The sequence below is a fragment of the Burkholderia sp. BCC1998 genome (genome assembly GCF_905339875.1).
Lineage (GTDB): Bacteria > Pseudomonadota > Gammaproteobacteria > Burkholderiales > Burkholderiaceae > Burkholderia.
Genome location: NZ_CAJPHE010000005.1, coordinates 193,275 through 205,822, shown reverse-complemented (window position 1 = coordinate 205,822; position 12,548 = coordinate 193,275). Strand labels below are relative to the sequence as shown.

The window sequence follows — 12,548 nt, the reverse complement described above, 5'->3', positions numbered from 1 at the left end:
TGGTCTTGGAATACGCACGCGTAACGAGCCCGGAGCCCGCGCGCGCATGCCGAGACGCGCTCGGTGTTTCAGTTCAGCAAAGCAGCGATTTCAACCGGTTGAACAAACGGGAAAACACCCGCGGACGGGCGTCGAGCATCGGCATCGCGTCGTAGTGCGGACGCGATCGCGTGACTTGCGGAAGATTCGACAGCAGAAGGCCGAAGTTCATGGTCTGGCTCCTGACGGCAGCGGCATGCATGCCGGCCGCGTGGTGGGTGCGGGGCCAGTCCGGGGCCTGAACGACGTGTCAAGCTAGTCGGCCGGAATGTCCCTGCGACCCGGGTTCAAAAGGGTCTGTTGGTGCAACGGGCATAAGGGACAACTGTCACTGTCGTTCATGGCGGCTCCTGTGCGGTGTTCCGGAGAACACGGTTGGCCGCCGCCCGGCGCGCGGGCCGCCGTTCGGGTGCATGCGAAACGCATGCGCGAACGCGGCCGCGCGCCGGGCGGCGGCGAAACCGGATCGCGCATGCGCAAACGCATCACGCTGACCGGCGCGAATCTGGGTGCACGAGGGGGTTACTGCGAAATACTGCTGCGCGCACCGTTTGCCTGGGGGACAAACGGCGGCTTCGATGAGGCGCGGACGTCGGTCGCTCAGGCGGAAACTTCGTTCGAAGATCGACTACTGCAGGCGTCCAAGGCGGCGGCCCCAAGAGTGAAGATGGCGGATTCTATGGACCGGCCGAAACGGAAGTCAACCCTTTGGAACCGGCTTGACGGAATATTTTTTCGGGTTCATGCGAGCTGAAAGAATCGCGCCCGGAATGACGCGCCGCAACCTTTCAGCGCCTCGGCGCGCACGCGCCGCCGATGCGTGCGAGCAACAGTCGCCGCGCGCCGCCAGCGGGCGGTCGCAGCGGGCATCGACCGGCCCGGATGGGGCGCCGCATGCGGTGCGAAATGCGCAACGCCGCCGCCTTTTTTGCTTGCACCGCAGCAAAACTCGCGACTACAATCCGCCCCAATTCATCAAGGGAGTCCCTTCGTGGACGCATGCTCCAGTTGCAGTTCGATGCCGGTCCAGGCCGGCCAAGCCATCGCGAGATAGCAGCCAGGCGCATGTCTTTCGCCGCTAGCTCGCCATCGTCGGGTTAGCGCGCTTCCTCCCGGGCCGGCATCGCCGGATCGTCCGTGTCGCACGCTCCGTTACGTTCCAACCGCCGAGCGCCGGTCGCGTCATGCACCCGCGCTCGATCACGTCGTCCGGCATGCGCCGGACCGGACGGAGGCACGTCATGTTGTTTCAATCGCTCATGGTCAGACTCAGGCAACTCGCGCGTGTCGTGTCCGACCGCTCGTTCGCTTCGGCCCTTGCACCGCTCGCCCACACGTTCGGCAACTGGCGCGGCAGCGCGCTCGCGCACCTGCCGGCGGCACCGCGCCCGCTCGACTGCGTGCTGGCCGGCGCGATGGCGGCCGCCGTCGCGCTCGTCGCGCTGCTCTGTGCGACCGCATCGCGCCTCGGCTTCACGCACGTATGGCGGATCGGCGGCTGGCTGCCGTAACGGGTCGCGCGCGCAACGCGCAGCATGCCCGCGCGCCGCCGCCCGCACCTGCGCCATCGCTTCACGTTTTCACTGCTTCAGCCAAACCAATCACTCGAATCATGGAGCCCGCATGAAAAATCGCTTCGCATCCGCGCCGCGCACAGCGCGCCTCGACGCGCTCGCCGCGCTGTTGCTGTCGCTCGCGGCCGCGCCTGCGTTCGCGCAATCGTCGTCACCGGCCAGCTCGGCCGAACCGGCCGCCGGAGCCAGCGACACTGCCGTCGCCCCCGCACCGGCCGCCGATGCTGCCGCGCCCGCCCCCACCGGTTTCTGGGAACGGTCGAACCTGCTCGGCAACATGGGCGGCCTGCGCGACGTGCTCGGCGATCACGGCGTCACGCTGAACCTGCAGGAAACCAGCGAGTACCTGTACAACGCCGCGGGCGGCACGCAGCGCGGCGGTGCCTATCAGGGCCTCACGCAATTCGGCTTCAACGTCGATACGGAGAAGGCGATCGGCCTGCCGGGCGGCACGTTCAACGTGTCCGGGTTGCAGATCCACGGCACCAACCTCACGCAGCGCTATTTGCAGACGCTGCAGACCGCGACCGGCATCGAGGCGAATTCGACCACGCGGCTGTGGGAGCTCTGGTACCAGCAGGCGTTCCTCGCCGGCAAGGCCGACGTGAAGGTCGGCCAGCAAAGCGTCGACCAGGAATTCATGGTCAGCCAGTACGCGGCGACGTTCATGAACGCGACGTTCGGCTGGCCCGTGCTGCCGGCGACCGACCTGCCGGCCGGCGGTGCTGCCTATCCGCTGTCGTCGCTCGGCGTGCGGCTGCGCGTGAAGCCGGCCGACGCGTGGACCGCGATGGTCGGCGTGTTCGACGGCAACCCGGCCGGCCGCAGCGACGGCGATGCGCAGGCGCTGAACGCGCACGGCACCAACTTCAACCTGCGCAGCGGCGCGTTCGTGATCGGCGAACTCCAGTACGCGCTGAACGCGCCGCCCGCCGACCCGAAGGCACCGCAACCGGCCGGCCTGCCCGGCACGTACAAGCTCGGCTTCTGGTATCAGTCGCAGCACGCGAACGATCCGCGCGTCGGCACCGACGGGCTGTCGCTCGCGGATCCGGCCAGCAACGGGATCCCCGCCACGCATCGCGGTAACTACGGTTTCTATGCGGTCGCGGATCAGATGGTATGGCGGCCGTCGGCGGATAGCCCGCGCTCGGTCGGCGTGTTCGCGCGCGTGATGGGCGCGCCGGGCGATCGCAACGTCGTCGATTTCGCGGCGAATGCGGGCGTGACGCTCAAGGCGCCGTTCAAGGGCCGCGACGACGATACGGCCGGCATCGCGGTCGGCTACGCGAAGATCGGCTCGCACGCGCGTGCGCTCGACGGCGACACCGGCAGGCTTGCGACGCCCGGCTATCCGGTGCGGCGCGCGGAAACGGTGATCGAGGCGACCTACCAGTACCAGGTCGCACCGTGGTGGCAGGTGCAGGCCGACCTGCAGCACTTCTTCCGGCCGGGCGGCGGCATTCCGGACCCGAACGCGGCCGGCGCGCGCATCGGCGACGAAACGGTGGTCGGCGTGCGCACGACGATCACGTTCTGACACCCGCGCATGCGACGCGGACCGGACTGCCGCGCGCGCGGCGATCCGGCCCGTGCTCGTTCAGGTGCGTGCATGCAATGCACGCGGCCGGTCACTCGCCATACAGCCCGAGCAGTTTCAGCGTGACGCCGTTGGTCCAGCCGAAGCCGTCCTGCAGCGGATATTCGCCACCCCCGCCGCCGCCCGCGCCAGCCCCTTCGACCACGTACTTCTCGACGAGCTTGCCTTCGGTTGCATATACATGCTTCACGTCGGCCAGAAAGCGCGTGCCGATGTCCTTTGCGAGCGCCGGCTCGCCGTAGCGGCGCAGCCCGTCGATCGCGATCCACTGCAGCGGCGCCCAGCCGTTCGGCGCATCCCACTGCTGGCCCGTGTTCGCGGTCGTCGTCGCGAGGCCGCCCGGCTGCAGCAGCGTCTTGCGCACCTCGCGCGCGGTCGCCTTCGCACGCTCGGGCCACGCGACACCCGCGAACAGCGGATACAGCGCGGCCGCCGTCACGCCGTCGCGCGGCTTGCGCAACTGCCAGTCGTAGTCGCCGTAATAGCCGCGACGGTTCCACAGATAGTGGTTGATCGCGGACGCGCGCCGCGCCGCCCGTCCGGAGAAATCCGCGACGCACGCGAAGTCGCGCGTGACCGCGCAGCCCTTCACGATCGTCGTCTCGAGATGGAACATCAGGCTGTTCAGGTCGACCGGCACGATCGCCGTCGTGCGGATCGTCGCGAGCGTCCGGCCGTCGCCGAACCAGCGCGAACTGTAGTCCCAGCCGCTCTCGGCACCCGCGCGCAGGTCGCGGTACACCTCGTTCGCGGGGCGATCCGGCACGGCCTTCGCGGTCGTCACGTCCTCGAGATACGACTCGTCGCGCGGCGTGTCGCTCGCGTCCCAGTAGCGGTTCAGCACCGCACCGTCCGGCATCGCGACCACGTTGCGCGCGGCCTGCCCGCGCGGCGTCGTCGTTTCGCCCTGCATCCAGTACGCATGCTCCTTGCGCAGCGCCGGCAGGTATTTCTGGTAGACCTTGTCGCCTTCGGCCTGCGCGGCGAGCGTGACCATGTACGCGAAGAACGGCGGCTGCGAGCGGCTCGCGTAGTACGTGCGGTTGCCGTTCGGGATGTGGCCGATCGTGTCGATCAGGTATGCGAAGTTGTCGAGCATGTCGTCGACGAGATCCTCGCGCCCCGACACCTGCAGCCCGAGCATCGTGAAATAGGTATCCCAGTAGTAGCCTTCGCGGAAGCGGCCGCCCGGCACCACATACGGCTTCGGCAGCGCGATCAGCGAACTGTACGGCGGCACCGTCGTGCTGGTGCGCGTGAGCTGCGGCCACAGCCAGTCGATGTGCTGGCGCAGCGTCTGGTTCGCGGGCGGCGTGACCCCGCCTTCCGGCGGCGGCGTGAAGTGCTGGTCGACGAACGCCTTCAGCGAGAAGCCCGGCTGCGACTTCTGTTGCTGATACAACTGTACGATCGTCGCCGGATCGGCGTTGGGCGTCGCGTCGACGAAGGTCTTCTGGTCGGGATAGAGTTGCGCCGTCTGCACCGCGACGAACAGGTCGCCGTAGAGCTGGCTCGGCGGCGGCAGCAGCGTGCCGGAAGCCGGCGCCGTGGCGGGCGCGGCGGACTGGCTGGCCGCCTGCATCGCGGCCTGGTTCGCACTGTCGGCCTGCGCGGCGCAGCCGGCAACCGCGAGGTAAGCGACGGCGAGCACGGCGGCCCAGCGCAGACGCGGCGCGGGCACGGATGGATGCGAGGCAGGATGCGATGCGGTCGATGCGGCGCGACGTGACGTCATGACGTGTCCCCTCCTTTCGATGATGAATGGTTCGGCAGGGGTCTCGTTCGCGCGTGCGCTCGTCTCGATGGCCGTCGATCGATGCGCGTCGTTGTCATCCGCGGATGAGTTCCGACTGTCGCACGAAACGCGCATCGCACGCAAGTTTCGCGGCCGCCACCGCGGGCGCGCGTCATATGTCATGTCATGGACCGCACCGGCAGCGCAGTCGTCTCTTCTTCCACGCGCGCTAACAGGAACGACTGTTGCAACATGCGGAACAAGCGTTGTCTCGCGTGACGCAACGACCACATTGTGGGCATAATGGCGTCTTTACCGCGCGCCCTGCCCATGTCGCCCGTCTTTCTAGCACCGCTCATCGTTGCCTGTGCGTTGTTCATGGAAAGCGTCGACGCGAACATCATCGTCACCGCCCTGCCCGCGATGGCGAGGGACTTCGGGCACAATCCCGTCACACTGAACATTGCGATCACGGCCTACGTGGTCGGCCTCGGCGTCTTCATCCCAATCTGCGGATGGCTTGCCGACCGCTTCAGCGCGCGCGCCGTGTTCCGCACCGCGATCGGCATCTTCGTCGCCGGCTCGCTGATGTGCGCGGCCTCCAACTCGCTCGGCGTGCTCACGTTCGCGCGCTTCGTGCAGGGCGTCGGCGGCGCGATGATGGTGCCGGTCGGCCGGATCATCATCTTCCGCGCGGTGCCGCGCTCCGATCTCGTGCGCGCGATGAACTACCTCGCGATTCCCGCTCTGTTCGGGCCGACGGTCGGGCCGCTCGTCGGCGGCTTCATCACGACCTACCTGCACTGGCGGATGATCTTCTTCATCAACGTGCCGATCGGCATCTACGGGATCTACCTCGCGAGCAAGCACATCGCGAACACGCACGAGGCCGATCCCGGCCCGCTCGACTGGTTCGGCTTCCTGCTGTCGGCGAGCGGCGCCGCGCTGCTGCTGATGGGGCTCACGCTGATCGACGGCGCGCTCACGTCGCGCGGCAACGCGCTCCTGATGTGTGCGGCCGGCGCGGCGATGCTGGCGCTCTACGTGCCGTACGCGCGCCGCAAGGCGCGCCCCGTGCTCGACCTCAGTTTCCTGAAGATCCCGACTTACCACGCGAGCGTGGTCGGCGGGTCGCTGTTCCGCATCGGCCTCGGCGCCGTGCCGTTCCTGCTGCCGCTCGCGCTGCAGGAAGGCCTCGGCATGAGCGCGTTCCACTCCGGGCTGATCACCTGCGCATCGGCACTCGGCGGCGCGGTGAGCCGCTCGACGGCCACCCATACGCTGCGCCGCTTCGGCTTTCGCACGGTGCTGATCTACAACGCCGCGTTCGCCGGGCTCGCGATCGCCGCCTACGGCGTGTTCCATCCGGGCATGGCGACCTGGGCGATCTGGATGATCGTGCTGGTCGGCGGGATCTTCCCCGCGCTGCAGTTCACGAGCCTGAATTCGATGATCTACGCGGATATTTCGCAGGCCGATGCAGGCCGCGCGACGAGCCTCGGCAGTGTCGTGCAGCAGATGTCGCTCGGCCTCGGCGTGACGGTCGCCGGCCTCGTGCTGCACCTGTCGCACTGGCTGCAGGGGCATCAGACGATGGTGTGGTCGGATTTCTGGCCCGCGTTCGTCGTGGTCGGGCTGTGTTCGTTCGCATCGATTCCGATCACGCGGCGGCTGCCGCCCGGCGCCGGCGACGAGGTCGCGCGCGGCAAGCGGCAATGAACGGGCTGGCTGGCGGGAAAAGGCAGGCGGCGGAATCACAGCCACACAAAAAAAATCAGCGGACATCCACACGGGGCCGGTGCACAGCCGCATGGATGTCCGCTCAGGGCTCCGGGTCTCTCGTTGGGGGTTGAGAATCCCGGATCTGCTTCCTGCGTGCCATGGACATATGTGCGTCGGAAGCCGAATCGTTGCGCGCACATTTCGTCGCGCCATGACTGCACTATAGGGAAAGTCGCGCCGCGCATCTGTCAAGCATTGTCAGACGTGTCGCGCGAAAGCGTCGCACACGTGCGCCGCTTTCGCGCTAAAGTGGTGCCCGACCGCCACCTTCAGCCGCCGCTCCGATGCTCACGCTTTCGCCCGCCGCCGCCCGCGCGCTGCATCTCGCCGCGCAGGGCCTGCTGACCCCGCCCCGCCGCAAGGCCACCAAGGCCGACGTGCTCGACACGATCCGCCGGATGGCGCAGTTACAAATCGATACGATTCATGTCGTCGCGCGCAGTCCGTATCTCGTGCTGTTCAGCCGTCTCGGCGACTTCGCCCCGCAGTGGCTCGACGAGCATCTCGCCGAGGCGCGCCTGTTCGAATACTGGTCGCACGAAGCGTGCTTCCTGCCGGTCGAGCAATTCGGGCTGATGCGCTACAAGATGCTCGATCCGTCGGGGATGGGCTGGAAATACGCGGCCGACTGGCACGCGCAGAACCGCGCCGAGATCGAGCGGCTGCTCGCGCGGATTCGCGACGAAGGCCCCGTGCGGTCCGCCGATTTCATCCGCGAAGACGGGGTGAAAGGCAACGGCTGGTGGGACCGCAAGCCCGAGAAAAAACACCTGGAAGTGCTGTTCACGACCGGCCACCTGATGGTGTCCGAGCGCCGCAATTTCCAGCGCATCTACGACGTGCGCGAACGCGTGCTGCCCGACTGGGACGATGCGCGCGACCTGCCGCCGCGCGACGCGGTGCTGCCCGCGCTGCTCGACTACACGTGCCGCGCACTCGGGATCGTGCGCGCGGACTGGGTGGCCGATTACTACCGGCTGCCGCGCCGTTCGTACCGCGCGGAACTAGAGCAGCTCGCGGACGCGGGCGAGCTGATCCCGGTGGAGGTCGCCGACTGGAAGGAGCCGGCCTACGTGCATCGCTCGCTCGACGCGCTGCTGCCGGCCGCCGCGGCAGACACGCTGCGCTCGACGGTCACGACGCTGCTGTCGCCGTTCGATCCGGTGGTGTGGGACCGGCGGCGCGCCTCGACGCTGTTCGGGTTCGACTACACGATCGAGTGCTATACGCCCGCGCACAAGCGGCGCTACGGCTACTTCTGCCTGCCGGTGCTGCATCGCGGCCGGCTGATCGGGCGCGTCGACGCGAAAGCGCATCGCGCGCTCGGCACGTTCGAGTTGAAGACGGTGCATGTCGAGCCGGGCGTGCGGTTCGGCACGGGGCTCGCGGCCGACGTCGCGAAGGCCGTGAAACGGCTGGCGGCGTGGCATGGCACGCCGGAAGTGACGGTCGGGCACGCGCCGCCAGCGCTCGCGGACGCACTGCTCGGCAGCTGATCTGCCGCGGCGGCGCGACCGCTCGCCCGCCGCCTGCGTGCGCGCCGGCACCGTTGCCGTACCGACGCGCCGACGCATCGACCCATCGACCCATCGACGCACCGACGCATCGCGGCGCCGCCGCGCATCCCCACCGCGCGGTGGGCCTCCGCTGCAACCGCTACCGCTTCGCGGCAATCCAGCGTGCAATGCCCGGCCACACGTCCTTCAGCGTGCGCGATCCCATGAACAGCCCGATATGTCCGCCCGGCACGAGCTGGCGCGTCACCTGCGAGGCGGGCGTCCCCACCAGGTCCTGCGCGGCGAACACCTGCTCCTGCGTCGTGATGTCGTCGGCAGCGCCGGCAAGCAGATAAACGGGGCACGTGATCGCCTTCAGGTCGAGCATCCGCCCGAGCGCGACGAACGTGCCCTTCGCGAGCCGGTTCTCCTTGAAGATCTGCACGATCGCCTGCAGATACCAGCGCCCCGGCAGGTCGATCGGACTTTCGTACCAGTTCGCGAATGCTTCGCGCTTGCGCAGGTAGTCCGCATCGTCGAGGTGTTCGTACAGGTCGACGTGCTCGGCGAGATAGTGCTGGTCGGGATGCATGTTCTTCCAGCCGCGCAGCATGAAACGCCCGCGCATCAGGCCGCCGCCCATCGTCACCAGTTCCTCGTAGAACGACGTCGGATAGGTGTGCGCCATCCGCTTGATCGGACCGTCGCCCGCATCCGTGTCGATCGGCGCGCCCGCGAGCACGAGGCTCGCGACCTTGTGCGGAAAGCGCGCCGCATACATCGCGGACATCCACCCGCCCTGGCACAGACCGACGAGATTCACGCGCCCGCCGAGCTCGTCGACGCAGACGTTCAGCTCGGCCAGGTACTGGTCGATCTCGAGGTCCCGCATGTCTTCGGTCGCCGAGCGCCAGTCGGTCAGGTACACGCGCGTCACACCGTGCTCGCGCAGCGTCTGCATCAGGCTCTGCCCCGGCTGATAGTCGGCGATCATCGCCCGGTGCCCCGCATACGGCGCTTCGACGATCGTCGGCAGCCCGTGCGCCGGCGCGACCGAATAATCGCGGAACGTCATCGTGCGCAGTTCCAGCAGCGCGCGGTTCGGCGACGCCAGCGCCGGATGCGGTTCGCAATGCAGCTTCTCCTCTTCCGCGACGAAACGCAGGTTGCGCGCGGTGAGTGCCGAGCCGAGCCGGACCATCGCGGCGGCGGCGGCCATCGGCCAGAAGATCGGCAACGCCGGCGCGCTGGCGGACGTCGCGGAAGGCGGGGCGGTATCGGTATCGCTCGAATTCATTGAATTCATCGAATTCCTGGCTACTGGGAACATGAAGGGGAAAAAGCCGTACGCGGGCTGCGCGACGATCGTCCGCGCTACACCCGCGGCGAATCGCACGTCACGCGCGCGGCCGTGTCGTATGCGTGACGTTTGCGTCTTTCGATGCGTTCGCAACGATCTTCCGATGCGGACGGCAATCGGTCATCGAACGCCCGGTGCGACGATCGGCGAAACCATTCTGGTCCGTAACCGGAAGCGATCGCTTGATCGCGGTCAATCGTTTCAGGTGAAATCCCGATAGCATGAAATCGCGCGATGACAGTTCGATGGCCGCGGCGCGATATCCGCCGACCTCGCTGCCGCACTCGCGGCCGACATCGCGTCGCCACAGCGCACCGGCGACACCGGGCGACCTGCCTCCCCGCCTCACATGCACATCCGCGAAATCCGCTCGAAGATCAGCAGTACCTCGTCCACGCGCAAGATCACGAAGGCGATGGAAATGATGGCCCGCACCAAGATGGCGGGCGCGCAGCGGCGGGCGCGCGATTTCCGGCCCTATGCGGCGCGCATCCGGGAGATGGCCGAGCGCGTGCTGCGCGACCGGTCCGGCCACGTCTCCGCGCTGATGGCGAGACGCACGCCCGTGCGCCGCGTCGGCCTGATCGTCGTCAGCACCGATCGCGGGCTGTGCGGCCCGCTCAATACGCGGCTGCTGGTCGAATGCGTGGATGCGCTCGAACGCTGGAACCGCGCCGGCGTCGCGTGCGAACTCAGCGTGATCGGCGCACGCGGCATTGCGCCGCTGATGCGCCACGGCGCGACCATCACCGCCCGCGCCAGCGGCCTCGCCGCCGCGCCGCACTTCGAGCAGCTGCTCGGCGCGCTGCTCGTGCCGCTCACCGCGTTCGTCAACGGCGAACTGGACGAACTGCACATCGCGTACAACCGGTTGACGAGCCCGCTCGCGTATTCGCCGCGCATCGACGCGGTGCTGCCGCTCACCGGCCTCGACACCGGCACGCCGCCCGGCGACACCGCGACATCCGACTATCTGTACGAGCCCGCACCGAAACCGGCCGTGGATACCTTGCTGCTGCGCTACGTCGAGGCGACGCTCTACCAGGCCGTCGTCGAGAATTACGCGTGCGAGCAGTGCGCGCGGATGTTCAGCATGCAGACCGCGACGGAGAACGCCGATCGCGTGCTGCGCGAGCTGCGGCACCTGTATCAGAAGACGCGCCAGGCGCAGATCACCACCGAGCTGTGCGAGATCGTCGCCGGCGCGGCGGCGGTCTGAAGGAGGCACGCATGCCGACGTCGATGAAGCTCGACATCCTCAGCGTGGAAGACGTGCTGTATTCGGGCGACGCACATTTCGTCGTCGTGCCCGGGGAAAGCGGCGAGCTGGGCATCTACCCGCATCACGCGCCGCTGCTCACGCGGCTGCGGCCCGGCGTCGTGACGCTCGTTGCCGCACCGGGCGGCGAGCACCGCCGGCTGCTCGTCGCGGGCGGCCTGCTGGAAGTCAGCCGCGACGGCGTGACGCTGATTGCCGACCACGCACTGCGCACGCCCGAACTCGACGACCTGCGCGCACGCGAAGCACGGCATGCGGCGGACGAGTGGCGCCGGCGCTTCGCGCACGACAACCGGCGCGCCTTCGATTTCGCATCGGCGCGTGCGGAGTTGATGGACGAAATCCGGCGCTTCTTCGCGCTGGCGATGCACCGGGAGTCCGCGCCGCGCGACACGCCGGGCGCCGCCGGCTAGGCCGGGCGCCGGCACCGCTCGTCGTGCGGTCGGCGAGCGCGCTCAGGTCAGTCGCGCAGCTTGCGAAAACGCGGCGTGCCGTCCGGCAGGTTCTCGTTGAACATCGCTTCCGGCCGCACCCACAAGCCGCGCGCATGCGGCCACAGATGCTCGTACACGACCACCGACTCCTCGGTTTCGGAATGACGGGCGACGCCGATGTAGCGATACAGCCCGCCCTTGTAGTGACGATGCGTGGCGAGCTGTTCGGCTTCCTGTTCGGTCATGATCTGCTTCCCTTCGGCAAAAACGAAAGCGCGTATTGTATGCGCTCGCCGCGCGTCAGCGTTTCGCGTAGATATCGGGGCGGCGGATCTCCATCAGCCGCTCGGGATTCGCGGACGGCCCGAAGCCGACCGGCCGGTACAGTTCGTGCGCGTCGGTCGTCACGAGCATGATGCGGCGCAGGCCCTGCACCATCGGCTGCGCGAATACGTGGTCGATCAGCGCGCGGCCATAGCCGTTGCCGCGCTCGGCCGGCAAGACGAATACGTCGCACAGGTAGGCGAACGTCGCGTGGTCGGTCACGAGCCGCGCGAACCCGACGAGCCGGTCGCCCACATACGCGCCGAAGCACAGCGAGCCGTCGATCGCGCGCTCGACGACGTCGCGCGGAATGCCCTGCGACCAGTACGCATCGCGGTGCAGGAAATCGAAGATCGCGTCGATGTCGAGCTCGCGCTTGTCGGTGGAAAATCTCAGCGGGGCGGGGGTGGCTGCGGGCACGTCGGCTCTCCGGTCGGCTGGGGGGGAGGAGCAACGATAGCGCGGCGCGGGGTGGGCGACAAGCGATGCCGCCGATTCACGATCGCGTCGCTCCCACCAACCTGCCCCCTTACGGCGCCGGCAACGCCCGATCAGCCTTGCAACGCTTCAGCGGCAGCGGCCGGCCCGCCACGATCCGCGTGACCTCGCGGGTGCGCGGGTCGATTTCCAGGTCGAGGCACGCGCAGCCGTAACCGTGCATCCCCGCATTGGTGACAACCCAGCCGCGCGTCGACATGTCCGGCATCTCGTCGAGGCCCGGCACCGGCGGGCTGCCCTGGGTCGACAGCGTCCAGCTGTTGTCCTTGTCGACGAGCCACCAGTTGGCCGGCGTCGGATTCTCGAGCCATCCACAGCGCTTCTCCGCGGCGGCGGCCGCGGGTGTCGCGGACGTCAACGCGACGAACACACCAAGCATCCACATCGCAGAGCGGGCACGGGCGATTTTCATTTCAGGGAAGTCCAG

Annotated in this window: 14 protein-coding genes; 7 read left to right on the top strand and 7 right to left on the bottom strand. The window is 68.2% G+C overall.

Going from position 1 to position 12,548, the window contains the following annotated elements:
• Positions 1-73: 73 nt before the first annotated feature.
• Complete coding sequence (locus U5A56_RS11675) at positions 74-211, bottom strand: hypothetical protein (protein WP_321922423.1); 138 nt, start codon at positions 209-211, stop codon at positions 74-76.
• Between the two features lie 252 nt (positions 212-463).
• On the opposite strand from U5A56_RS11675, the gene U5A56_RS11670 reads away from it, so the two are divergent.
• From U5A56_RS11670 to U5A56_RS11660, 3 genes are all read left to right on the top strand, one after another.
• On the top strand, positions 464-793 hold the full coding sequence (locus U5A56_RS11670; RefSeq protein WP_321819783.1) for a hypothetical protein: 330 nt from the start codon (positions 464-466) through the stop codon (positions 791-793).
• Between the two features lie 487 nt (positions 794-1,280).
• Positions 1,281-1,550 (top strand): hypothetical protein, encoded by a 270-nt coding sequence (locus U5A56_RS11665; RefSeq protein WP_124522363.1) that lies wholly within the window; start codon positions 1,281-1,283, stop codon positions 1,548-1,550.
• 112 nt (positions 1,551-1,662) lie between these two features.
• On the top strand, positions 1,663-3,153 hold the full coding sequence (locus U5A56_RS11660; RefSeq protein ID WP_321922420.1) for a carbohydrate porin: 1,491 nt from the start codon (positions 1,663-1,665) through the stop codon (positions 3,151-3,153).
• 91 nt (positions 3,154-3,244) lie between these two features.
• On the opposite strand, the gene treA is transcribed toward U5A56_RS11660, so the two are convergent.
• Together treA and U5A56_RS11650 are read right to left on the bottom strand one after the other, a co-directional pair.
• Positions 3,245-4,948: an alpha,alpha-trehalase TreA gene (gene treA, locus U5A56_RS11655; RefSeq protein ID WP_321922418.1), complete on the bottom strand. Its 1,704-nt coding sequence runs from the start codon at positions 4,946-4,948 to the stop codon at positions 3,245-3,247.
• A gap of 179 nt (positions 4,949-5,127) precedes the next feature.
• Positions 5,128-5,328, bottom strand: a complete 201-nt coding sequence (locus U5A56_RS11650; RefSeq protein WP_185702674.1) for a hypothetical protein — start codon at positions 5,326-5,328, stop codon at positions 5,128-5,130.
• Between U5A56_RS11650 and U5A56_RS11645 the strand changes: the two genes are divergently transcribed.
• Both U5A56_RS11645 and U5A56_RS11640 read left to right on the top strand, forming a co-directional pair.
• Entirely contained in the window at positions 5,279-6,667 is a 1,389-nt protein-coding gene (locus U5A56_RS11645; protein ID WP_257769226.1) for an MFS transporter, read from the top strand. The genes U5A56_RS11650 and U5A56_RS11645 overlap by 50 nt on opposite strands.
• Positions 6,668-7,014: 347 nt before the next feature.
• Positions 7,015-8,226, top strand: coding sequence for a winged helix-turn-helix domain-containing protein (locus U5A56_RS11640; protein ID WP_321922416.1), 1,212 nt, complete (start codon positions 7,015-7,017; stop codon positions 8,224-8,226).
• 160 nt (positions 8,227-8,386) lie between these two features.
• Here U5A56_RS11640 and U5A56_RS11635 read toward each other — a convergent pair whose 3' ends face one another.
• Entirely contained in the window at positions 8,387-9,445 is a 1,059-nt protein-coding gene (locus U5A56_RS11635) for an alpha/beta fold hydrolase (protein WP_415749125.1), read from the bottom strand.
• A 490-nt stretch (positions 9,446-9,935) separates the two neighbouring features.
• On the opposite strand from U5A56_RS11635, the gene atpG reads away from it, so the two are divergent.
• Both atpG and atpC read left to right on the top strand, forming a co-directional pair.
• Positions 9,936-10,805: an ATP synthase F1 subunit gamma gene (gene atpG / locus U5A56_RS11630; RefSeq protein WP_124522373.1), complete on the top strand. Its 870-nt coding sequence runs from the start codon at positions 9,936-9,938 to the stop codon at positions 10,803-10,805.
• A gap of 11 nt (positions 10,806-10,816) precedes the next feature.
• The gene (gene atpC, locus U5A56_RS11625; RefSeq protein WP_044847595.1) at positions 10,817-11,278 is read left to right on the top strand and encodes an ATP synthase F1 subunit epsilon; all 462 of its coding nucleotides are present in this window, start codon (positions 10,817-10,819) and stop codon (positions 11,276-11,278) included.
• A 47-nt stretch (positions 11,279-11,325) separates the two neighbouring features.
• Here the strand turns inward: atpC and U5A56_RS11620 are convergent, their stop codons facing one another.
• The 3 genes from U5A56_RS11620 to U5A56_RS11610 all read right to left on the bottom strand — a co-directional run bounded on the left by U5A56_RS11620 (position 11,326) and on the right by U5A56_RS11610 (position 12,533).
• On the bottom strand, positions 11,326-11,544 hold the full coding sequence (locus U5A56_RS11620; protein WP_006751720.1) for a DUF1653 domain-containing protein: 219 nt from the start codon (positions 11,542-11,544) through the stop codon (positions 11,326-11,328).
• Positions 11,545-11,599: 55 nt separating this feature from the next.
• The gene (locus tag U5A56_RS11615; protein WP_044847594.1) at positions 11,600-12,043 is read right to left on the bottom strand and encodes a GNAT family N-acetyltransferase; all 444 of its coding nucleotides are present in this window, start codon (positions 12,041-12,043) and stop codon (positions 11,600-11,602) included.
• 109 nt (positions 12,044-12,152) lie between these two features.
• The gene (locus U5A56_RS11610; RefSeq protein ID WP_321922414.1) at positions 12,153-12,533 is read right to left on the bottom strand and encodes a DUF4087 domain-containing protein; all 381 of its coding nucleotides are present in this window, start codon (positions 12,531-12,533) and stop codon (positions 12,153-12,155) included.
• Between the last annotated feature and the right edge of the window lie 15 nt (positions 12,534-12,548).

Coding starts and splice junctions, on each gene's coding strand:
- U5A56_RS11675 (WP_321922423.1), bottom strand. CDS start 211: ATGAACTTCGGCCTTCTGCTGTCGAATCTTCCGCAAGTCACGCGATCG.
- U5A56_RS11670 (WP_321819783.1), top strand. CDS start 464: ATGCGCGAACGCGGCCGCGCGCCGGGCGGCGGCGAAACCGGATCGCGC.
- U5A56_RS11665 (WP_124522363.1), top strand. CDS start 1,281: ATGTTGTTTCAATCGCTCATGGTCAGACTCAGGCAACTCGCGCGTGTC.
- U5A56_RS11660 (WP_321922420.1), top strand. CDS start 1,663: ATGAAAAATCGCTTCGCATCCGCGCCGCGCACAGCGCGCCTCGACGCG.
- treA (WP_321922418.1), bottom strand. CDS start 4,948: ATGACGTCACGTCGCGCCGCATCGACCGCATCGCATCCTGCCTCGCAT.
- U5A56_RS11645 (WP_257769226.1), top strand. CDS start 5,279: ATGTCGCCCGTCTTTCTAGCACCGCTCATCGTTGCCTGTGCGTTGTTC.
- U5A56_RS11650 (WP_185702674.1), bottom strand. CDS start 5,328: ATGAACAACGCACAGGCAACGATGAGCGGTGCTAGAAAGACGGGCGAC.
- U5A56_RS11640 (WP_321922416.1), top strand. CDS start 7,015: ATGCTCACGCTTTCGCCCGCCGCCGCCCGCGCGCTGCATCTCGCCGCG.
- U5A56_RS11635 (WP_415749125.1), bottom strand. CDS start 9,445: ATGGCCGCCGCCGCCGCGATGGTCCGGCTCGGCTCGGCACTCACCGCG.
- atpG (WP_124522373.1), top strand. CDS start 9,936: ATGCACATCCGCGAAATCCGCTCGAAGATCAGCAGTACCTCGTCCACG.
- atpC (WP_044847595.1), top strand. CDS start 10,817: ATGCCGACGTCGATGAAGCTCGACATCCTCAGCGTGGAAGACGTGCTG.
- U5A56_RS11620 (WP_006751720.1), bottom strand. CDS start 11,544: ATGACCGAACAGGAAGCCGAACAGCTCGCCACGCATCGTCACTACAAG.
- U5A56_RS11610 (WP_321922414.1), bottom strand. CDS start 12,533: ATGAAAATCGCCCGTGCCCGCTCTGCGATGTGGATGCTTGGTGTGTTC.